This is a genomic window from Acinetobacter sp. CIP A162, assembly GCF_000367905.1.
Lineage (GTDB): Bacteria > Pseudomonadota > Gammaproteobacteria > Pseudomonadales > Moraxellaceae > Acinetobacter > Acinetobacter lwoffii.
In genome coordinates this window covers 413,950-435,781 of the sequence record NZ_KB849159.1, presented here as the reverse complement: position 1 = coordinate 435,781, position 21,832 = coordinate 413,950, and the positions used below count along the sequence as shown (strand labels likewise).

At 42.6% G+C, this 21,832-nt stretch carries 17 protein-coding genes, 2 tRNA genes and 1 pseudogene; 11 read left to right on the top strand and 9 right to left on the bottom strand.

Translation table 11 applies throughout. The annotated features are described in order from the left end of the window. The first annotated feature begins 52 nt into the window (after window positions 1-52). The 3 genes from folE (at window position 53) to F995_RS08320 (ending at window position 2,033) form a co-directional block, all read left to right on the top strand. Window positions 53-601, top strand: coding sequence for a GTP cyclohydrolase I FolE (folE, locus tag F995_RS08330; protein WP_004730181.1), 549 nt, complete (start codon window positions 53-55; stop codon window positions 599-601). Between the two features lie 323 nt (window positions 602-924). Next, entirely contained in the window at window positions 925-1,359 is a 435-nt protein-coding gene (locus tag F995_RS08325; protein WP_004646396.1) for a hypothetical protein, read from the top strand. Between the two features lie 113 nt (window positions 1,360-1,472). Next, on the top strand, window positions 1,473-2,033 hold the full coding sequence (locus F995_RS08320) for a DUF4385 domain-containing protein (RefSeq protein ID WP_004646395.1): 561 nt from the start codon (window positions 1,473-1,475) through the stop codon (window positions 2,031-2,033). Window positions 2,034-2,044: 11 nt separating this feature from the next. Here F995_RS08320 and F995_RS08315 read toward each other — a convergent pair. From F995_RS08315 to hemE, 5 genes and pseudogenes are all read right to left on the bottom strand, one after another. Next, window positions 2,045-3,173: pseudogene (locus F995_RS08315) on the bottom strand (GGDEF domain-containing protein). Window positions 3,174-3,371: 198 nt separating this feature from the next. Beyond that, the gene (locus F995_RS08310) at window positions 3,372-5,258 is read right to left on the bottom strand and encodes an Lnb N-terminal periplasmic domain-containing protein (protein WP_004646391.1); all 1,887 of its coding nucleotides are present in this window, start codon (window positions 5,256-5,258) and stop codon (window positions 3,372-3,374) included. Window positions 5,259-5,335: 77 nt separating this feature from the next. Then, window positions 5,336-5,806 (bottom strand): DUF3015 family protein, encoded by a 471-nt coding sequence (locus F995_RS08305; RefSeq protein ID WP_004646390.1) that lies wholly within the window; start codon window positions 5,804-5,806, stop codon window positions 5,336-5,338. A gap of 143 nt (window positions 5,807-5,949) precedes the next feature. Then, window positions 5,950-6,753, bottom strand: coding sequence for a DUF817 family protein (locus tag F995_RS08300; protein WP_004646389.1), 804 nt, complete (start codon window positions 6,751-6,753; stop codon window positions 5,950-5,952). A gap of 10 nt (window positions 6,754-6,763) precedes the next feature. After that, window positions 6,764-7,834, bottom strand: a complete 1,071-nt coding sequence (gene hemE, locus F995_RS08295; protein WP_004646388.1) for a uroporphyrinogen decarboxylase — start codon at window positions 7,832-7,834, stop codon at window positions 6,764-6,766. Window positions 7,835-8,039: 205 nt separating this feature from the next. Between hemE and F995_RS08290 the strand changes: the two genes are divergently transcribed. The 3 genes from F995_RS08290 (at window position 8,040) to F995_RS08280 (ending at window position 11,449) form a co-directional block, all read left to right on the top strand. Further along, the gene (locus tag F995_RS08290; protein WP_004646387.1) at window positions 8,040-9,263 is read left to right on the top strand and encodes a L,D-transpeptidase family protein; all 1,224 of its coding nucleotides are present in this window, start codon (window positions 8,040-8,042) and stop codon (window positions 9,261-9,263) included. Window positions 9,264-9,443: 180 nt separating this feature from the next. Further along, window positions 9,444-10,142 carry a pirin family protein gene (locus F995_RS08285; RefSeq protein ID WP_004646386.1) on the top strand — a complete coding sequence of 233 codons (699 nt, stop codon included), beginning with the start codon at window positions 9,444-9,446 and terminating at the stop codon, window positions 10,140-10,142. A gap of 335 nt (window positions 10,143-10,477) precedes the next feature. After that, entirely contained in the window at window positions 10,478-11,449 is a 972-nt protein-coding gene (locus F995_RS08280) for a methyltransferase (protein ID WP_004646385.1), read from the top strand. A gap of 125 nt (window positions 11,450-11,574) precedes the next feature. Here F995_RS08280 and F995_RS08275 read toward each other — a convergent pair. From F995_RS08275 to F995_RS08265, 3 genes are all read right to left on the bottom strand, one after another. Beyond that, window positions 11,575-11,664, bottom strand: a tRNA-Ser gene (locus F995_RS08275). Window positions 11,665-11,751: 87 nt separating this feature from the next. Beyond that, entirely contained in the window at window positions 11,752-13,788 is a 2,037-nt protein-coding gene (locus F995_RS08270) for an NADPH-dependent 2,4-dienoyl-CoA reductase (RefSeq protein ID WP_004646384.1), read from the bottom strand. Between the two features lie 139 nt (window positions 13,789-13,927). Further along, entirely contained in the window at window positions 13,928-14,281 is a 354-nt protein-coding gene (locus tag F995_RS08265; protein ID WP_004646383.1) for a hypothetical protein, read from the bottom strand. Window positions 14,282-14,528: 247 nt separating this feature from the next. On the opposite strand from F995_RS08265, the gene argG reads away from it, so the two are divergent. Beyond that, complete coding sequence (argG, locus tag F995_RS08260) at window positions 14,529-15,869, top strand: argininosuccinate synthase (protein WP_004279561.1); 1,341 nt, start codon at window positions 14,529-14,531, stop codon at window positions 15,867-15,869. Window positions 15,870-15,944: 75 nt separating this feature from the next. Here the strand turns inward: argG and F995_RS08255 are convergent, their stop codons facing one another. Next, complete coding sequence (locus F995_RS08255; RefSeq protein ID WP_004646381.1) at window positions 15,945-17,216, bottom strand: GGDEF domain-containing protein; 1,272 nt, start codon at window positions 17,214-17,216, stop codon at window positions 15,945-15,947. Between the two features lie 152 nt (window positions 17,217-17,368). Here F995_RS08255 and pyrC point away from each other — a divergent pair, with 152 nt between their 5' ends. From pyrC to F995_RS08235, 4 genes are all read left to right on the top strand, one after another. After that, a complete protein-coding gene (gene pyrC, locus F995_RS08250; protein ID WP_004646380.1) occupies window positions 17,369-18,403 on the top strand; it encodes a dihydroorotase in 1,035 nt (344 codons plus the stop codon). After that, window positions 18,388-19,047, top strand: coding sequence for a ribonuclease T (rnt, locus tag F995_RS08245; RefSeq protein WP_004279557.1), 660 nt, complete (start codon window positions 18,388-18,390; stop codon window positions 19,045-19,047). Before pyrC ends, rnt begins: the two co-directional genes overlap by 16 nt. Window positions 19,048-19,067: 20 nt before the next feature. Beyond that, window positions 19,068-19,143: transfer RNA gene (locus F995_RS08240), tRNA-Glu, on the top strand. A 150-nt stretch (window positions 19,144-19,293) separates the two neighbouring features. Continuing rightward, entirely contained in the window at window positions 19,294-21,819 is a 2,526-nt protein-coding gene (locus F995_RS08235) for a TonB-dependent receptor plug domain-containing protein (protein WP_004646378.1), read from the top strand. Window positions 21,820-21,832 lie beyond the last annotated feature (13 nt).

Sequence of the window (21,832 nt, the reverse complement as noted above, 5' to 3'; positions counted from 1 at the left end):
CTACAATGCCGTCCTTGTTCATTCTCAGTTTAAGTGAATACGTCATATGACTATGCAGCAATCCTACGCAAACATTCTTACTGCCGTTGGCGAAGATCTAAATCGCCCTGGTCTCAAAGATACGCCTGTGCGCGCTGCGAAAGCATTTTCATATTTAACCTCGGGTTATAGCCAGACACTTGAAGAAGTGACCAACAAGGCGGTCTTCCCTTCCGATAACCGTGAAATGGTACTGGTCAAAAACATCGAATTTTATTCGCTATGTGAGCATCACTTATTGCCATTTTATGGCCGCGTACATATCGCCTATTTGCCAGAAGGTCATGTTTTAGGCCTGTCTAAATTTGCCCGCATTACTGAAATGTTTGCACGCCGTTTGCAAATTCAGGAAAATCTGACTCAGCAAATTGCAGAAGCAGTGGCTGAAGTCACCAAAGCACGCGGTGTTGCAGTAATGATTGATTCTGCGCACATGTGCATGATGATGCGCGGTGTAGGCAAGCAGGAATCAACCACACGTACGGTATCATTTATTGGTGATTTTAAAACCGACAAAGAAACACGTCGTGAATTTTTAAGTGCGGTTCCAGAAAGCTATTAATTATTAAAGCTTAAAAATAAGTTACTCAAAGCCTCGATCATTCGGGGTTTTTTGCTTTTAAAGGAAGAGGATATCAATACTTAATTCAAAAGCTCACTTGCTATAAATAACACCTGGTAACAGGGTTTAAAGACCTGTCCCAAAACTTGCTATGTTTCAGTCTAGAACTCAAACAATTCCTGCTTGTGTTTGCAACAAGCCTACACTTGGATACACGATAAAGTTTTAATCCTGCCGCTCTCCCATTAAAGTAATTTGAAGTTGATATACAGCAAAGCGCTTTATATCTTTCTGATTGATTTTTAATGATAAGGAAAGTAACCATGGCGAATAGTAAAAATAACCAGGCGAAAGACAGCAAAAAATCAGCAAAAACTGCTAAAAAGACCCAAGATGAGAAACTGAAAAAGTCGAATAAGAGTAGTGACAAAGACAGTGATCGCAAAGTCACTAAAAAAGCGGCGAGCAGTAAATCTAAAGCGGCATCTTCTAAGAAAGACAATGCCAGCAAAGATGAAAAAGTGAAGGCGAAGAAAAATTCGAGCTCAAAAGCGAGTGATAAAGCGAAAGACCAAAAGACCTCTTCTGCGAAAAAACCGGCTAAAGCGAAAAGCAGCAACAAGAGTAAAGACGACACTAAAGTGAAAAAGTCTTCTTCAAAAAAATCGGCGCCTGCTAAAAAGCAGTCGAGTAGCTCCTCTAAGAGCAAGTCAACCAAGGCTAAAACCTCGAAGACCAGTTCGAAAAAATCGAAGTAAAATGAAAGCCCCTAGTTCTAGAAGACAGGGGCTTTTCTGTATCCTGCCTTTCATTTTCATAATTTGTATTAGCTGAAATATTGAGTCATTTTAAATTTCAGAAAAGGCCGAATATGAAGTCATCTGCCAAAGTAACCCCACCAAAACGTCCGTCACGTGTAGTTTCGAATAGTTTTGATTATTCTCTGGACTTTGCAAAGATTAATTTTCGTAAACGACCCGAGCTCTACCGGATTGGCCGTGGTGAACAAGGTGTATTACTGGTTGAGCCTTATAAATCGGAAATCCTGCCACACTGGCGCTTTGCAGATGAAGCAAAAGCCCAAGCCAGTAGCGAGAAAATCTATCAGCTTTTCTTGGACTATTTAAAACAAGGAGATTTTATTGGTGCTGACATGGCACGCAAGTTTTTACAGATGGGTTTTACCCGTGCCCGGCGTTATGCCAATCATAAAGGCGGCAAAAAGTATGACGGTCCGGTTCCGGAAGACAAAAAAGGTTTAAGTGGCGCGCATGGCCGTTCCGAGCTGCCACGCAATCAGGAAGATCCTGTTAAAGCCGCTGCTGCCAAAATTTTTAAACAGAAATGGGATGAAGCTAAAAATCATCCCGAATATCTTCAGCAAAAAAAGAAATTTCAGGAATTTATAGAGCAGCAGGCTGCAACTGGATAAATATCTTTCATTTAAACAGAGAGTGGCTGTGCGACTGGATTCAAGGACTGATGAGCCATATAGACTCTGTTACGCCCGTTGTTCTTCGCCATATACAAGGCAGAATCTGCCGCATTCAGGAAGCGCTGATAATCCGGATGTCCATCATAAAGCACACAACCAATACTGACCGTAAATTTAAACTGCTGGCCTTGTGCCGAATTAATCATGCCATTTTCAATATATTTACGAATACTTTCAGCAATATTGAGGGCACGTTTTTCATCAGTATCCACCAGTAACAGCAAAAACTCTTCACCGCCGACCCGGAAAGCATAATCACTGCCCTGACTGTATTTTTGCAATGCTTCGGCCAGAAATTTCAAAGCCAGATCACCTGCTGCATGTCCGAATTTGCCATTAATACTTTTGAAATAATCAGCATCAATGGCAAGTAAAGACAAAGGCGTATGATTCTTACGGGAAAAAGTGATTTCACATGAAATAATCGTATTCAAATAACGGCGATTCAGTAACTGGGTCAATGAATCATTACCTGATTCAATATATTCGGCCACCTGAAATAACTGATCTACCAACAACTGAATTTCGCGGTTTAAGTCACGGATCTGCTGGATCAGTCCCAGCATATTGTTTTTGTCCGTACAGTCCATAATATCTTGATTAAGTTCATCGACTTGATAAATCCGTTCAATGATTAAATCGACCTGATCAGAACCGGTAAAAGCATAAGAGGCTTTATGGATAAACCATAAACCGAACTCAGACTTGGACAGCATCGGATGATTCAATTTCACGTACACCGCGCATGATCAGCCAGGACGGAATTCCGACACGCGCATGCACATGCCCCACCATCGCCTGTTTCTGCACGGCATCGGCATAGCGTTTATTAATTCCTACACTAAAGCTTTCAAGTAGCCAGGCATTTAAAGTGTCACGCAAGCGCTGTTGAATCAAGTCATCAGAAAAGAATTCTGCAGATTCCTTTTCAATGAGCATGTTTTTATAGAATTCTTCCACCAGAATCAGGGAATGATCTTGAATAAAGTGAAAGGCATGCAATAAGTCATCAGATGAATAATTTTGACAGATCTGTTCCCATTGCTCGGCCAGTCTTGCCATGCATTCATTATTCATACTGTCTGTTCCCCAAAACCTTGCAATTTGCACTCACATTATGTGATAAATATAGCAAATATCAGGTATTTTTCCTAAAATATCGACCAGATTATTTATACCCAACCCAGCCAATTTTTTTATACAAGGGAAAACCGAACAGTAGCCTCATGGATACACAGCACTTTATGAATAGTGCTAATCAGTTTTAACTCAATCTTAAAAATACCGGATCAAACCAAGACTCCATTGATCCCAGTCTTTGGACTGCTGTTGCTGATATTCCCAAGACAGCCGAAGTGCATGTTGTGGATTGAATGCATATTGGAGTTCAGTATTCAGTTTCAGCTGCCAGCGATGCGAATCCTCCCAATAAGGCAGTTCCACCTGCACCAGACTGTTGATCTGATCGCTCCAGATATTCTGGCACCCCACAGTAGGGCCTGCACCTACGCGCCAGCCTTGATCAAGTGCCTTGCCTGCCTGTAGCTGAGTTTGCATTTGTGCATAACATAGATGTTCACGGCTGGCATTTGCCCAGCTATAACCGCCCTGAGTTTTTAAGCTGGCGACGCCATGCTGCTCATCTTCACTAAACTGGCCATGCGCATCCAGTGCCTCCTGTTGCCAGCCCAGATTAAAACCCCAGGACAATGGCGTATTAAACGGATTGACCGGGTTATAGGAATTGACGGTAAATAGATCAAGCTGTTCCAGTTTGAGCTCACTGTCACGATATTGCAAAGCCCCATCTAGAAACAATAATTGTGTGCCTGTTCGAAAACCACCTTGCGGATCGATAAGATCATGATAGGCTTGCCGATGCCCTAGCTGGACAAAGGATTCACCCTGAACCTGTCCGGCCTGAAGACTGATATTGCGTGCATGATGGCTTTGTACCGGATCTATTTTTGGACGTTCAGGCGCTTTACGCTGTTTCTCGATATCCAGCTGGCTTCTTAAGCCTAATAACTTACGAAAACGTGGTTGAACAAAAGATTCATCGACTTTTTGTCGGAGAAAGTCCAGATATAAATGATCATAGGCCATTTCCAGAATTTTGGCCTGATCTTCTGCCGGATAAGGCTGCAAAATTGAAAGTATTACACCTGTTTCTGCATAAGCTAACTGATGCGCAGTTTTTGCCAGCGCTTTGCCATGCTGTCTGGATTGAGCCAGCAATTGAGTTTCAAGCGCTGGACGGTAAACTTTCTGTTTGATCAAACCCTGCTGTTCTACGACTTTCAGTGTTTCAATCGGAATCGCAGTCGAATTAAACTGTTTCTGTAGATTTAACTCGGGACGTACCAGATCAAATAGCCCCAGCAGGCGATAAGCACAATTATCATTGATAAAATAATAAGGGAAACTTACATTTTGCATTTCCCAGAGATGCTGTACCAAAAATCTGGTTTCTTGCGGGCTTAAGTTTAATTCATATTCCCACAAATCCCGGCTTTCAAAGTCACCATATTCTTTGACCTTGCGGTAATATGGCATCAGGGAATATTCACCCGGATATTGTCCGGTCAGCCCTTTCCAGGCAAAGGACCAGTTGTCATTGCCATCGACCGTCGCAGCATAGTTGACCGCATAAGAAATCAGATTGAGTTGTTGCTGGTCTTTAGGATCCAGACGCAACAAGGTATGACCAAACATCGAGCTGGGATTACCCATAAAATCCGTGGCATAGATCAGGGTTGCCTGATAAGGCTTGACCTCGCCAATCCATTTATCCAAATCCGGGCAACTGACCGCAGGCAATTGTTGCTCGGAAATATTCAATTGCTGCATTAACCAGCTGCTGCGTGCAGGAAACTTACAGCGGACGGACTGATTCGGCTCTGCGCTCAGGAATAAAGCCTGAATGTTATGCTGCATTTCTTTTTTTAGATCAGTTTTTCCCTGCTCTGCCAGGAAATAGCCCGAATAGTTAACCTCGCTATGACCTTGGGGATTGGCATACATGAGACGTTGCCAGGTAGTGCTCTGATCCAGATGCTGAGTTTCGGCCTGAGCGATATAATGCTGGATGTCTGGATTAATTTCGCTAGAAAAACTTAAAGGGCTGAATGTCAGGCCCAACATGAAGAACGCATATTTCATTCAGTTAACTTATTCTCATCAATTTCTTTTAGTCATAAGAAAACCCTGCCAGAACAGCAGGGTTTTTAGGGTGCGGATCAGATGTAGGATTTCAATACTTCATCTTTGGCCATCACAGTTTGTAAGGTGCTTAAAACTTGTAATGTATTCTGGTTTTCTTCGGAATAAATTTCAGAGAAATTCTGCTTGGAAACGCTAAAGAAACGAGCTTTATCTTCAGATTTAATATTCAAAAGTTCAGCCAGAACATTCAGGCTTTCACCCTCTCCAACTGCCATATCACGCGCCAATGTTTCAGCGTTTTCATTGGTAAAGGTCACCACTTGAGCGGTTACGGTACCGCCCTGGCTACAACCTAAAGTACCAAAAGTGATCCCGAGCCACTGATTCGTGAACAGAACGTTGGTCGTACCTGCAAAGAGTTTAGGAATAATACCAGACTGACCCGCCCACACCTGGCTTCCGATACCACAACCGACATCTCGGTCAGCCATCGCCATGCTTGAACCAGTCGCCAATACCGCCGCCAGCATAATTTTTTTCAACATAGTTATTCTCCAATTATTCTCATGCAATCTTTGTTATTACTCTAATAATGTAATTTAAATTACATACTCAGCAGAGTAGCGACAAGTCAAGTTTGGCGCAATTGAAAAAATGTATGCTTTACATAAACATAACCTGATTGATTTTACTGTTCCTTGAGCGCCCAATCGCCTTGTGAATTACGCTGTCCCAAGATTTTCAGTACTAACACCAGACTCAGCAATAACAACAAATACCAGGAGCCCAGTTTGCCCCATCCCACCATATGCCATTGCTCAATCTGGCTTGGATAGAGCCAGATCTGGTAAAAGGTACTGATGTTCTCGGCAATCCAGATAATAAACGCCAGAATCAGCAGTACGGGTAACATCGGCAACTGAAAAGTATGCCGATTCAGCTGAAAGCGAATTCTGGTTTTCCAGAACATCAGCACGCTCCAGACAAATAAAATCACCCGATAATCGGGAATAAAAAACTTGCTCATAAAGTTGATATAAGACAAGACAGCCAATGTCAGCATATGGCTAAAACGCGGCAGTTTTTCAAATGAAACCTGATATAGACGTAAAGAGCGCGCAAAAAAACTGCCGACCGCAGAATACATAAAACCGGCAAATAAAGGCACGGTCAGGATTTTAAATATTGCGGGTTGAGGGTAATGCCAGGAAGCAATTGCCGGATGGGTCAGGAAGATTTCCATCACCATGGCCATGAGATGAAATAACGCAATCACTTTGGCTTCAGCCCAGGATTCCAGTTTGGTATAGAGCAATATCACCTGAATCAGCAAAGCAAAAAAAAGCAGATAGTCATACCGGTAAAAACCAAAGAAGAGATCGCTGCCCATAGAAGCAGTCAGCGCAAAAGCGAGCAGGAGTAAAATCCCAAATAAGGCAGCCGAAGCTGCCTTATAAGTAAATTCAAACCCTGATTTGAATAGATCGATCAAGGTTTACATCCTAAAGATATTTGGCACTATACTCATGTACGGTATCAATAAATGCTTTTGGATTCGCCGGATCAACCCACTGGGTAATACCATGACCTAAATTGGCAACATAACCGGTTTTCTCGCCATTGGCATAGGCATCATCCAGCATGGCTTTTGTCGCTTTAATGATGGTGTCTGATGAACCATATAAAGTTGCAGGATCCAGGTTACCCTGAAGTGCTGCACGACCAGCAACCGTTTGACGAGCGACATTCAATGGCGTGGTCCAGTCCAGACCAAATGCATCTGCGCCTGTCGTAATCATCGGTTCCAACCATTGACCGCCACCTTTGGTAAACAGAATTACCGGAATCTTGCGGCCGTCTTTCTCACGTTGCAAACCAGCGACAATCTTCTGCATATAGTTCAGCGAGAACTCGATATATTCACGATGTGCTAATGCCCCACCCCAACTATCAAAGATCTGTACCGCTTGTGCACCCGCATAGATCTGCGCATTCAAATATTCAGTCACTGCATCAGCCAGACGATCCAGTAAAGCATGCAAAACTTCAGGCTGCGCATACATCATCTGTTTGGTAAAACGGAAATCCTTGCTTGAACCGCCTTCGACCATATACGTTGCCAGAGTCCATGGACTGCCCGAGAAACCAATCAGAGGAACCTGACCGCCCAAGGCTGAACGAATGGTCGAAACGGCATTCATCACATAATCCAGATCCGACTTGGCATTAAATGCAGGCAGATTGGCGACATCCTGTTCGGTACGGATGGTCTTGTGAAATTTCGGGCCTTCACCGGCTTCAAAATACAGCCCCAGTCCCAAAGCATCCGGAACCGTCAAGATATCCGAGAATAAAATCGCGGCATCAAGATCATAACGGCGTAAAGGCTGCAAAGTTACTTCACAGGCCAGTTCAGTATTCTTGCAAAGCGAAAGGAAATCTCCTGCCTTGGTACGCGTTTCGCGGTACTCAGGCAAATAACGGCCAGCCTGACGCATCATCCATACTGGCGTAGCATCTACAGGCTCACGCAACAATGCGCGCAGAAAACGATCATTTTTTAAGGTCGTCATTCACATTCCCATCTTTCTTTGACATTGCCAACATCATAGCAAAAAGGCCGCAGTTTTAATAACTTCTGGCAACTTTAAAAACCGATCGGATTGAACGGCAACCTAGTGATTTACACAAAACAACTACTGCATCTCCACATTTTTTCTGTAATACTTATAGTGTTTTTTCACATAGTTAAAGAAATAATTCTTAAGGTTGAGTTACATGTTCGTTCGCACAATGCTCGCTGTGAGTCTAGGTTGCATTTTCGCAGGTCAAGTTTTTGCCGCGTCTACTGCTGAACAACCATTAAAACCCCAAGTGGTGACTGATGTTGCAGTGCAAGATCCGATTGATCCATTAGCAACTGAAGCTTCAGCGGCCCAAGCAGCACCTGCAGAAGCGCAAATTACTGCACAAGAACAACAAGACTTAAAACAGGCATCTGAAGCGCTGAATGAGCTACAGGATACCGAAGATCAGACTGCCTCTGTTGGCGCAGCACCAAATACCAAAGCACCGACTAACTCTGCGATGACCAAAGCTTCTTGGACTTTAGACGGTTTAAACAATGCCCAATGGTATGAAAATATCGGTGCAGGTCAATTCCCAGTTTACGCACGTGCGCATGTCATGCTGAATAATGCCCATGCATCACCAGGTGCGATTGACGGAACCAGCGGTAAAAATACACTAAAAGCCATTGCATCTTTCCAGCAAATGAATGGCATTAAACCGACAGGTGTTTTGACTCAGGAAACCTGGGATAAACTAGTTGCACGTCAGGGTTCTAAGCCAGCCTTTGTTGAATACACCATTACTGAAAAAGATCTGGCAGGCCCATTTGCCAAGTCTATTCCTTCAGATTATGCGTTACAGGCGAAAATGAAAGGCTTGTACTACACACGTGTCAGTGAAATGTTGAGCGAAAAATTCCATATGGATGAGAATTTCTTAAAGAAACTCAATCCAAATGCTAACTTTAATAAAGTTGGGGAAAAATTACTGGTCAGTAATGTACGTAATGACTTGCCTGAAGGTATTCACTTGATTGTTGCACATAAAGGTGCGAAACAACTGTACTTATTTAACAGTAAAAATCAAATGATCGCGTCATTCCCTGCCACCATTGGTAGTGCGGATACACCATCTCCGACCGGAACCTATAAAGTAACAGGTGTTGCACCAAACCCTTGGTACAGCTATTCACCGTCTAACTTTGTACAAGGTAAAAACTTAAAACCACTATCTTTACCACCGGGTCCTAACGGTCCTGTCGGGAATATCTGGATTGGTTTAAGCAAGAAATCATTTGGTATTCACGGAACACCAAACCCGTCTACCATTTCGAAAACAGCGTCACATGGTTGTATTCGTTTGACTAACTGGGATGCCAATGATCTTGGCCGTAAAGTCAAATCTGGGGTAACGGTTCGTTTCTTAGAATGATGATCGGTCTGCCGATTTGAATAAAAATAGCCTGCTTTTGAGCGGGCTTTTTTATTCCTTATATTTACTTTCAGCTCTGTCGTTGCAAAAATGCAATGATCTGTCGCCTATTTGAGATTTTTTCAGTTATAAAACGACAGTATGATGATCTCAAGTTAAAAATAATGTCGAGATAAAATCATGAATGCTTTTCTACATCCTAGCGAAAATCGTGGTCATGTAAAAATGGGCTGGCTGGAGTCTAAACACAGCTTCTCATTTGGTAACTGGTATAACCCAAAGTATATGGGTATCAGTGCTTTACGCGTTATTAATGATGATCTAATTGATGGACATCAGGGTTTTGGAACACATCCACATGACAATATGGAAATCCTGACCTGTGTGCTGAAAGGAACCATTACCCATCAGGATAGCATGGGCAATCATGGCGGAATCGCTGCGGGTGAATGGCAACTGATGAGTGCAGGAACCGGTGTGCGACACAGTGAAATGAACCAAGGCGACGAACAGGTCCATTTACTGCAAATCTGGATTATTCCAAATGAACGTGATGCCAAGCCGAATTATCAGCAAATCCGTCTTGACCCGCATGAGCAACCGAACCAGTGGCATTTGATTTGTGGTCCGAATGACAATGCACCGATGCATATTCGTCAGAATGCCGAAGTCAAAACTGCGGTGATTCAGCAAGGCCAAAGTCTGGAAGTGAAAGCGACCCAGCATATTAATTATGTACATGTTGTTTCTGGCACTGTCCAGATCGCTGAACATACAGTGGAAGCGGGCGGCGCAATTGCTTTTCTAGATGATACAGAAATTAAAGCAAGCGAAGATGCGCAAGTGATCTGGTTTGATTTGCCGGAAGTACCCAACTAAGCTTTTAAAGCTCTCAGCTCTAATGGCTATTGATCCCAGTGATTAATAGCCATTTTTATACATATAATCGTAAATAAGAAATAATAGGTGGCAATATCATAATAAGGTTTCTTAACTAAGAAAATTATGCCTGCTACCTATACAAATCCAACCAATTCTCATCACATTTTTACCTAAGCAATGCATTATTTAGGTGAATATAAACTGATCCATTTCTATGAAATCCATTGCTGTATAGCTTTGATCATTCGCGACTGGTTTTGATATTGTCTTTTGCAGCCATAAAGTGAATTGATCTTTTCATGTAGGTTAAATAAATAGAAGAGCATATCCGTATGAACCAGATTTTAGAGATGCAAAGCATCCAGCAACAAGCTTTGTTTTATTTATTAGCCTTTTTAAAACAACAAGATTATCAGTTCACGACCATTACACCACTTTCCCACCAGCGAATTCTGAATCGGAAAAAGAATAAAATTTATAAGCACAGAACCCTTCAGGATATCTTTGGCTGGAATCTAAACTTTAAAAAAACTGATCTTGATCCCGTTCTGTTTGAATTATTGCAAGAACATCAACTTCTACAGGTTCAGGAAGATCAATACTTGAGTCAGATTCGAGTTTCTTCACTCGATGGCGAACTCTTTATTCATTCAGCTTTTCCGACTACTCAGCAAGATGCGGTATTTTTTGGTCCGGATACTTATCGCTTTATCTATCATCTCAAGCAATATCTAGCTGCTCAGACTCACCCTTTCAAACGGGTCGTGGAAATGTGTTGTGGCACTTCAGCAGCCGCAATCAGTATTGCCAGACATTTTCCAGATGTGAATGAAATGATGGTTGCAGACCTGAATCCCAAAGCCTTGCTCTATAGCCAGATTAATATCAGTTTTGCCGGCTTAAACCATATTCATCCGGTTCAAAGTAATTTATTTTCCAATCTTGATGGAAAATTTGATCTGATTTTTGCTAATCCACCGTATTTAATTGATCCCGAACAACGTCAATATCGTCATGGCGGTAATGCGCTGGATGGCTGTGATTTATCATTCAGGATTATAAAAGAAGGTCTACAGCGCCTGAATTCTGGCGGACATTTATTTCTATATACCGGTGTGACCGTGACTGAACATGGCAATCTGTTTTTGCAGCATCTTAAAGATTTGATGAAACAGCATCAAAATATAATCTGGTCCTATGAAGAAATTGACCCGGATATTTTTGGTGAAGAACTGGAACAACCGGCTTACCAACATGTGGAAAGAATTGCGTTGGCATTAATCAAAATTGAAGTAGGCAATTAAAGAATATTTATTAATTATGGAATTTTAAAATTTTGACTTTGTTCGCTATCAGCTTATTTTAAATCGTTTTATTAAAATCATAGAAATAAAAAAACCCCAATCTTTCGACTGGGGTTTTTAAAATTTGGCGGAAGCGGTGAGATTCGAACTCACGGAGGACTCACACCCTCGTCGGTTTTCAAGACCGGTGCATTAAACCGCTCTGCCACGCTTCCATGGGCGCAATAATACGGAGCTTTTGTCCGGCTGACAAGTGAAAATTACAGTGAATGCAATCAACTGCATATAGTTTCATCAAATCCTTACAGTTTAGCTGCTAATTCCGCTCCCTCACGAATGGCGCGCTTGGCATCGAGTTCAGCAGCCAGTTTTGCACCGCCAATAATATGATACTGCGCCAAGGTATTTTCCCCAGCACTCGGCATCAGGTCTTTTACCGATTCCTGACCTGCACATACCACAATGGTATCCACACGCAATAATTGAGCATGGCCATCTACCTCAATCCATAAGCCTTCATCCGTGACAGATTTATATTGCACACCGCGCAACATCCGCACGGCATGTTTTTTTAACTGGGCACGATGTACCCAGCCTGAAGTCTTGCCCAGTCCTGCGCCAAGTGGTGTTTTTTTACGTTGTAATAAATAAATTTCCCGTACTGGTGGTTCGACTTCAGCACGCTGTAACCCGCCTTCAGTCACATAATCTGGTTGGGAATCAACACCCCATTCACGTTTCCACTCATCCACAGGTTGCGGCTGTACCTGATGCGGCGGCTTTAATAAAAACTCCGACACATCAAAACCAATACCACCCGCGCCGATGACCGCAACACGATCACCGACAGGCGCGCCGCGTAGCACTTCTGCATAAGACAAGACTTGTGGTGCCTGACTGCCTTCGATATTCAAGGCACGCGGCACGACACCTGTAGCCACAATCACCTCATCAAAACCTTCACGCTCCAACTGCTCGCGATTGACACGGGTATTGAGACGCAGATCAACTCCGGTTTTTTCTAGCTGCACTTTAAAATAACGAATCGTTTCGTGAAATTCCTCTTTCCCTGGAATGACTTTAGCCAGGTTGAACTGCCCGCCTACTTCATGATTGGCCTCAAAAAGCGTCACATCATGCCCGCGACTGGCTGCGACCGTAGCAGCAGACAGACCTGCAACTCCCCCGCCAATCACTGCAATACTTTTCGGTTTTTTGGTTTTGATATAAACCAGTTCGGTTTCATAAGCGGCACGCGGATTGACCAGACAGGTTGCCCGCTGGTTTTTAAAGGTATGATCCAGACAAGCCTGATTACAGGCAATACAGGTATTGATTTCATCAACACGATTGGTCGCGGTTTTATTGACCCAGAAAGCATCGGCCAAAAGTGGACGTGCCATCTGCACCATATCTGCCTGACCAGAGGCCAGAATCGCCTCGGCAGTGTCTGGCATATTGATCCGGTTGGATGCAATCACCGGCACTGAAACATGTTTTTTGACTTCAGCGGTATAATCAACAAAAGCAGCTCGCGGTACAGAAGTCACAATGGTGGGAATACGTGCTTCATGCCAGCCAATCCCGGTATTGAGCAAAGTAATTCCAGCCTTTTCCAAAGCTTTAGCTACGGTAATGACTTCCTGCATGGTATTGCCATCATGCACCAAATCGAGAAGCGACAAACGGAAACAGATAATAAATTTCTCACCAATTTCAGAACGAATCGCTTTAACAATTTCTACGGCAAAACGCATCCGGTTTTCGATCGGGCCACCCCAACGGTCGTTACGCTGATTGACATGACGGCTTAAAAACTGATTCAGCAAATAGCCTTCAGAACCCATGATTTCCACGCCATCATAGCCGGCTTTTTTGGCAATGCTGGCAGTTTTTACATAATCCTGAATGGTATTCAGAATCTGTTTATCTGACATTTCACGCGGTTTAAAAGGAGAAATCGGCGATTTGATCGGACTGGCTGAAACCACAAAAGGCTGATAGCCATAACGTCCGGCATGCAGAATCTGCAAAAGAATTTTGGCGCCATGCTTATGCACTGCATGCGTTACCAGACGATGTGGCGCAATATCGCCCAAGGTATTCATGGTACCGCCCGCCGGCAACAACCAGCCTTGACGGTTTGGCGATATTCCCCCTGTAATCAGCAGACCTACGCCACCCTTTGCTCGTTCACCAAAATACGCAGCCAGTTTAGGATAGTTATAGAAGCGGTCTTCCAGACCAGTATGCATCGATCCCATTACCACCCGGTTTTTAATGGTGGTGAAACCCAGATGAAGTGGTTTTAAAATATTGGCATAGCGCGTCGTGGTCATAACAAATCCCTGATTATATTTGGCTGAGCAAGTCATTCCCTTACTTTAACTGATTTTCAGCGGCTTTTTATGACCCGGAGTTCAGCATTTTCAGGCACAAATATCAATCTTCGAAACAGTTCTTTCTATACATGACGAATTAGTTCTGCCATTGTCGTGCGCTGGATTTCCATAATGCAATCACGCCCAATACTGTACCAATTGGAAAACTCAGCAACATCAGAATAGCCATTATTCTGGATAAAGTACGTCCTGAACCATTGCCCTGCTTCACCTTTATACTGGCCTGGATATTAAAAAACATCAACAAGCCTAAAAGCAGCAGCACCACACCTAAACTCAGCATGGAAATACTGGATTGCTGATATTCAAGATATAAAAACAGCACTGTACTAAAACCAATCAGGCCGGCATAAATCCCATGCAACAGTGCCAGTGTTTCATTCTTGGTTTTAGGATTTAAATTAGGTAAAGGTGGGATATGAGTCGCCATGCTTTTATTCCTGTTTTATCTGGTTTTTAAATTATTCGGCTGAATATAACCAATTTTTTACTTTTTCAGCAGGATTCTGGTTAAAATCGTGCGATTTATGATTATTTAAGCCTATTGAATAGAGATTTTAAAACGAGTTTTTCTTTTCTAAAGCAAACCTAAATAAATTAATGATACAATTGATGCAATATGTATTTTTTCAGGCCACCAATTCTGGCGTGCCTATTTCATATCATTAGGATGAACAATGTCTGATAATGCAACTATCTTGCAGAATGTCCCAGTAGGTAAAAAAGTTGGTATTGCCTTCTCTGGTGGTCTAGATACTTCTGCTGCTCTTTTGTGGATGAAACAAAAAGGCGCTGAACCTTATGCTTACACAGCAAACTTGGGTCAGCCAGACGAAGACGATTACGATGCGATTCCAAAAAAAGCTGAAGCTTATGGCGCAGTAAAAGCACGTTTAATCGACTGCCGTTTACAGCTTGCATTAGAAGGTATTGCTGCAATTCAATGTGGTGCGTTCCATATTTCTACAGGTGGTATGCCTTATTTCAACACGACACCATTGGGTCGTGCAGTAACTGGCACCATGCTTGTAACTGCCATGAAAGAAGATGACGTTAACATCTGGGGTGACGGTTCGACTTATAAAGGCAATGACATTGAACGTTTCTACCGTTATGGCTTGTTGACCAATCCTGCGCTTAAAATTTACAAGCCTTGGTTAGACCAAACCTTCATTGACGAGCTGGGCGGCCGTGCAGAAATGTCACAGTTCCTGATCGACAATGGTTTTGACTATAAAATGTCAAAAGAAAAAGCTTATTCAACTGACTCAAACATGCTGGGTGCGACGCACGAAGCCAAAGATCTTGAATACCTGAATGCAGGCATCAAAATCGTTGAGCCAATCATGGGCGTTGCGTTCTGGAAAGATGACGTAGAAGTGAAAGCTGAAGAAGTATCGATTACTTTTGAAGAAGGCTTCCCGGTTGCGATTAACGGTCAACGCATTGAAGATCCAGTTGAATTTATTCTTGAAGCGAACCGCATCGGTGGCCGTCACGGTCTAGGTATGTCGGATCAAATCGAAAACCGTATCATCGAAGCGAAATCTCGCGGTATCTATGAAGCTCCGGGTATGGCGCTGCTTCACATTGCTTATGAGCGTCTGGTAACGGGTATTCATAACGAAGATACGATTGAACAATACCGCATTAACGGTTTACGTTTAGGTCGTTTGCTGTACCAAGGTCGCTGGTTCGATTCTCAAGCGCTTATGCTACGTGAAACTGCACAGCGTTGGGTCGCTAAAGCAGTTACTGGCACAGTAACAATCGAACTTCGTCGTGGTAATGATTACACGATTATGAACACTGAATCTCCAAACCTCACTTATGAAGCTGAGCGTTTAACTATGGAGAAAGGTGATTCTATGTTCTCGCCGATGGATCGTATCGGTCAGTTGACTATGCGTAACCTGGATATCACGGATACACGTGCGAAACTGGGCATCTATACAGAAACTGGTTTACTGGCAGTCGGTTCTGCATCTGCAGTGCCACAACTGAAAGACAAAAACTAAGTTTTGTCTTAAGCAAAAAACCGCGCCCTGAGCGCGGTTTTTTATTGATGATTGTTTTATTCATTTTAATAATCTCTAGCCATTTGCAATATCTGAATTGACTGATCGAATAGACTGATAATAAATCTGGTTGCGTCCAAGCTGTTTGGCACGATATAGCGCCTGATCCGCGATTCCCAACAATGCATCCTTATCAATATCTTCCTCACCACGATAGACGGTAATGCCTAAACTGATGGTGATATGTTTCGCAACCGAGGATTTTTCATGCGGGATTTCCAGACGGTCAATCGCCTTAAAAATATTTGAAGCCACTGCATAAGCACCATGTGCATCCGTTTCTGGCAAGAGCACTACAAACTCCTCCCCGCCATAACGTGCGACAAAGTCCATATGACGGATCGCATTCTTGATGGTTTTGGCAATCGTCGAAATGACATCATCACCTTTCTGATGTCCATAAAAATCGTTGTAATTTTTAAAGAAATCTACATCGATAAACAGAATCGCCAAAGCCGTTTCTTCACGGCGTGCACGTTCGAAATGGACCTCCAGTGTCTCATCAAAGGTGCGTCGATTGGAAATCTTGGTCAGTTCATCATACTGACTCAAATGTAATAATTCGTTGGTATGAATACGCTGGATCTGCTCACTGATTCTGGCGCGAATACTATAGAGAAAAATCACACGCTCACGGGCAAAAATCATATGGCTAATCACATAACCCAGCAAGCAACTTCCAATTAAAATCCGTCCAAAAACCATAGGATTAAATTCAACTGAAAGGCTAAACAATACAAGAATAGTAGTTGCCGCAGCGAGTAATCCGGTGACCAGCATCTGAATCGGTTTAATACCGGTCAGAATATAACCCAGGATATACACGATCGTGACTATCGCCATGGATTGATGCTGCAAGGCTTCAGTTTTAATCGACATGGTGATACATGAAACTGACACCTGTACCCAGAACACCAACAGCATCGAAGCCTGAGGAAAAAAGCGCTTGATCTTGGGTAAACAGGAGAACATATAAAAAATGATTAATGACACGCCGCCATTGAGCAGGCCCAACATACACAGGACAAAATCATGCACGAAATATTCTTTGCTGATGCTCCAGTAATCTGTAGGAATCATTACCACTAAAAAAAGGAAATAGGCCAATACCCCAGCCCACACATATTTTTCGACATGTTTGCGGGCGCGTTCCAGATTTTTGGTCCAGAATTCTTGTTCCAGATTTTGAGGGAAGACCGGGCCTACACGCTGGCTTTGCCGTGTAATCAGTTGTTCTATGTCTTCTTTATCATCTTGCAATTTCGCTAGATTGTACTTGTATTCCATTGCCAAGTATTTATGTAATTTTTTTATTAATTTTAAAATAACATACTTTTTAAAATTAATTTATACATATCCCTTATTTTGTAGCGCTTTCTCGTTACCATTTTTACTATAGATGGATTATCATTTGTTTTATTTGTTCGACTGAATTTGCCTTGAATACGATTACGATTCTCCAGCCAGATGATTGGCACGTTCACCTGCGTGATGGTTTAGCACTTCAACGTACCGTTCCCGATTTAGCCAAGCAGTTTTCTCGCGCCATTTGCATGCCAAATCTGGTGCCACCCGTTAAAACTGTCGAAGAAGCCAATGTCTACCGTGAACGTATCATGGCACATGTGCCTGAAGGGGTAAATTTCGACCCGCGTATGGTGCTGTATTTCACTGACAACACCCCGGCAAGCGAAGTTAAAAAGATCAAAGAATCTGCGCATGTCAATGCCATCAAGCTCTATCCTGCGGGTGCGACCACCAACTCCGATAGTGGTGTGAGCGATATGAGCAAAGTCTACGGCGTAATTGAACAGCTTGAAGAACACCAAGTGCCTTTATTGCTACATGGTGAAGTGACGCATAATCATGTCGATATTTTTGACCGTGAAAAGCGTTTCCTGGATGAAGTGCTGGCTCCCTTACTCAGACAATTTCCCAAGCTGAAACTGGTGCTCGAACACATCACCACCAGCGAAGCAGCAAACTTTGTACTTGAGCAAGACCGTAATGTCGCTGCAACCATTACGCCGCAACATTTATTGTTTAACCGCAATGACATGCTGGTTGGTGGGATCAAGCCGCATTTCTACTGCTTGCCGATTTTAAAACGTCAAACGCATCAGCAAACTTTGCTGGAAGTCGCAACCAGCGGTAATCCTAAATTTTTCCTGGGAACAGATAGCGCGCCGCATTCAAAAAATGCAAAAGAAAATGCGTGTGGCTGTGCAGGATGTTATAGTGCGCCGACTGCCATTGAGCTGTATGCTCAGGCATTTGATCAGGTGGGTAAAATTGAACGCCTGGAAGGTTTTGCCAGCCATTTTGGTGCAGACTTCTATGGCCTGCCACGTAATACCAATACCATTACCCTGGTTAAAGAAGATCAAGTAATCCCTGAAAGTTTAGACTATCTGGATGGTGAACAGATTATCCCACTGTATGCTGGTAAAACCATTCAATGGAGAAAAGTGTGACAAATGAAACGCTCCCAATCATTGGTCAACGTTTTCGTGGATTCTTACCTGTAGTTGTCGATGTCGAGACTGCAGGTTTTAATGCGCAGACTGATGCATTGCTGGAAATTGCGGCCATTCCGATTGTTTATAATGAGGAGGGTCAATTTGTGCCGGGTCAAGCTTACCATGCACATATCAATCCTTTCGAAGGGGCAAATCTCGACCGACGTTCGCTGGAGTTTATTGGGATCGATCCTTCGAATCCGATGCGAATCGCAATGGCCGAAGATGAAAAAACTGCGCTTAAGCGTATTTTTAAATCTGTGAATGAAGTGCGTCGCCAGCAAAACTGTACCCATGCAGTTTTAGTTGGACACAATGCACATTTCGATTTGGGTTTTCTTCAGGCCGCGATTGCGCGTACCGGAACCAAAAACCAGAACCCATTTCATAGTTTTTCTGTCTTCGATACAGTGACTTTAAGTGCGGTGATGTTTGGTCAGACCGTACTGGCAAAATCCTGTATTCAGGCTGGGATTGAGTTTGATGGCAAAGAAGCCCATTCTGCATTATATGATACGCAGAAGACCGCTGAACTGTTTTGCTATATTTTAAACAAACTCGCACCTCACCTGCTTGACACTCTGGTGGCGGATCAATAAGATACCGCCATCTTCTAAACGTCCCTATCGTCTAGAGGCCTAGGACATCGCCCTTTCACGGCGGTAACCGGGGTTCGAATCCCCGTAGGGACGCCATCTATTTTTTCTCTTCTTTATATTTCTTTGATCAGCATCTTAAGCTGCTCAAGTCCTACACTTTTATCAATTAATTAATGAAAATAATTCTTACCTACTCTAAGTTAATGATAATCACTTCCATTATCTTTCGCAGATTTAACCCTTCTCATGCGTTTTGCTTATTCCCCACTTTCTATTGCGGTTCTAACAGCTTTATCAACATCTAGTTTTGCAGAAGAATCAAATTATCAAGAATCCATCCTCAAGGAAGCTACGGTTAAGTTCAGCACGATTATTATCGAAGCTCAGCAAGCAAATGAAGTGGGAAAAACAGTTTATTCAAAAGAAGATTTAGAAAGTACGCCAAATAGCTCAAAGAACATTACCGATTTTTTAAAAGTGAATCCGAATGTGCAGTTTAGTCAGTCACAACTTGCAGCAGGTTCTCAAGGTGAAATTAAACCTGCCGAAATCTCAATTAATGGTGCACAAACCTTCCAAAACAATTTCATTGTGAATGGTGTTTCCAACAACCTACTTATTAATCCAGCAAATTCAAACACAAATACGTTTCAAGATATTGGGACTGGCGCACAAGCTATGGCAGTGAACACTGACCTACTTTGTGAGCTTGAAGTATTAGATAGCAATGTGTCTGCCGCTTATGGTCAATTCACAGGTGGTGTTATAAATGCTAAAATATGCGCACCGCAAACAGAGATAGGTAAAATTCACGGTTCTATCACTTACGATTACACTGAAAGTGATTGGGCTCGCTACAACTCAATTTCACCTTTAGAAGAAAGTAAATTTGAAGAACCTACAGATGACTACCAAAAGGAATATACCAAACAAGGTCTAAGCACCAATATTTATGGGAAGCTCTCGAATGATTGGGGCTTTAATGCTTATGCTTCTCAAAGAGAGTCCATTATTCCAGTCAAAAGTGGCTTTGAAACACCTAAAACAATTGATCAAGAACGACATATCTCAAATCTTGGTGCAACATTATTTTATACACCAAACGCCTCAACCAAAGCGAAGTTTGGTTTGGATTATGGATTGCTGGACAGTTTGAGCTATGTGGACAGCAATCGTGATTCGGGAAGTACCACTGAAACCGAAACACTTACATTATTCTCTGAACTCGAACACCAATTCAATCTAGGTACTCTCGTACATAAACTTAATTTCCAAAACTCGGCGACACAACGCATTGCAGATAATAACTACAGTATGCATTGGTACTACGCCGAAGGAAGTAAAGATTGGAATAATACCGATGTTGTTCGAGAAGGCGCCATCATGGGAGAAATCAAACAACTCCAAGACGTTCTCTCTTACGACCTACAAGCCAATATAGACCCATTTAAAGTTGGTCAATCCCAACACAACATGACTCTAGGTGCGGGTTATAGCCATGCTCATGTTGAGTGGAAACGAGCCGAGGATGTTTTACTCGCGACAAAGATCAACTTAAAAGAACTTGGCAAAGATACTACCTGCCTTCAAAGTGACCCATATTGTGATGATAAACTAACGATAAATGGTTGGAATGGACAATATATCGCTGGTGGCACTCTGTACAAAGCTGGTGCTATCCAAGCTCAGCAAGATCGCCTAAATATATTTATTGAAGATAATATTCAGTGGAATGATCAATTTTCAACACGCTTTGGTGTTCGCGCTGATTATGACTCTTTAAGTAGTAATATCAATATTGCTCCTCGTAGCCGTCTCTCTTACAAACCCTTTAGTAATGATCAATTGCATTTATCCGCGGGATGGAATCGCTACTATGGTCAGCAAACTTTAGGTACAGAGCTGAATGAAATTCAAAATGATTTGCTCTACAAACTGTCACGTGAAAAACCACATGCGCCTTGGGTAGCAACACAAACTGCACTATCCAGCGGTGCGCGTAGTTCAGCGCTCAATACCCCTTTCAGTGACGAGACTGCTTTAGGCCTGAATACACAAATCCAGAATTGGGATCTAGGGCTAAAATGGGTCAATCGCAAATATCAGGATGAAATATCAAAAACTAAAGCTACTCCTTTCGATGGATCAAAATTCTTCTACGAATATAACAATGATGGAAGTGGCAAAGCTGACATCTACACCTTAACACTTAAAAATCGTCAACCGATCGCTCTGGGGGATAGCCAACATTTATTTGCCTTGGGATTTGACTACAGTGAAGTCTTCCGCAGTTATATAGATTACACTTCAGCCTATGATCAAGCCATTCAAGATGAATGGGTCTCTTATGATGGTCAAATTATCCGTTGGTCAGACCGCCCTCCCCCAAACTTTAACCAACCATGGACCGCACGAGTAAATTGGGACATTACATTCGATACACTGCCTGTACGTATTTCAAACTTCTTTAGCTATAAAGACAGTTACGATGATATGGTTGCAGTCTCCGATAAAAATGACAAAGTCGAATATGAAGGTGAACTGCTTGATACCTATTTAGCCTCTGAAATTAAACCCAAATTTACATGGGATATGCGCACCACCTATGACTGGGAAATTTCAAAAGATTTAAGGGCAATTTTTGGTTTAACCATTAACAACGTAACCAACCGCGTGAATACCTATACAACAGGCTCGACCTCAAATGATAGACCACGTGTGATGACTGAAATCGGCCGCCAATTTATTGCAGATGTTACTTTTAAATTCTAGAGCCTGAATAGGT

Coding starts and splice junctions, on each gene's coding strand:
- F995_RS08310 (WP_004646391.1), bottom strand. CDS start 5,258: ATGAAATATGCGTTCTTCATGTTGGGCCTGACATTCAGCCCTTTAAGT.
- F995_RS08265 (WP_004646383.1), bottom strand. CDS start 14,281: ATGGCGACTCATATCCCACCTTTACCTAATTTAAATCCTAAAACCAAG.
- F995_RS08290 (WP_004646387.1), top strand. CDS start 8,040: ATGTTCGTTCGCACAATGCTCGCTGTGAGTCTAGGTTGCATTTTCGCA.
- F995_RS08305 (WP_004646390.1), bottom strand. CDS start 5,806: ATGTTGAAAAAAATTATGCTGGCGGCGGTATTGGCGACTGGTTCAAGC.
- argG (WP_004279561.1), top strand. CDS start 14,529: ATGTCTGATAATGCAACTATCTTGCAGAATGTCCCAGTAGGTAAAAAA.
- F995_RS08320 (WP_004646395.1), top strand. CDS start 1,473: ATGAAGTCATCTGCCAAAGTAACCCCACCAAAACGTCCGTCACGTGTA.
- folE (WP_004730181.1), top strand. CDS start 53: ATGCAGCAATCCTACGCAAACATTCTTACTGCCGTTGGCGAAGATCTA.
- F995_RS08280 (WP_004646385.1), top strand. CDS start 10,478: ATGAACCAGATTTTAGAGATGCAAAGCATCCAGCAACAAGCTTTGTTT.
- F995_RS08325 (WP_004646396.1), top strand. CDS start 925: ATGGCGAATAGTAAAAATAACCAGGCGAAAGACAGCAAAAAATCAGCA.
- F995_RS08285 (WP_004646386.1), top strand. CDS start 9,444: ATGAATGCTTTTCTACATCCTAGCGAAAATCGTGGTCATGTAAAAATG.
- F995_RS08270 (WP_004646384.1), bottom strand. CDS start 13,788: ATGACCACGACGCGCTATGCCAATATTTTAAAACCACTTCATCTGGGT.
- F995_RS08235 (WP_004646378.1), top strand. CDS start 19,294: ATGCGTTTTGCTTATTCCCCACTTTCTATTGCGGTTCTAACAGCTTTA.
- F995_RS08255 (WP_004646381.1), bottom strand. CDS start 17,216: ATGGAATACAAGTACAATCTAGCGAAATTGCAAGATGATAAAGAAGAC.
- rnt (WP_004279557.1), top strand. CDS start 18,388: ATGGAGAAAAGTGTGACAAATGAAACGCTCCCAATCATTGGTCAACGT.
- hemE (WP_004646388.1), bottom strand. CDS start 7,834: ATGACGACCTTAAAAAATGATCGTTTTCTGCGCGCATTGTTGCGTGAG.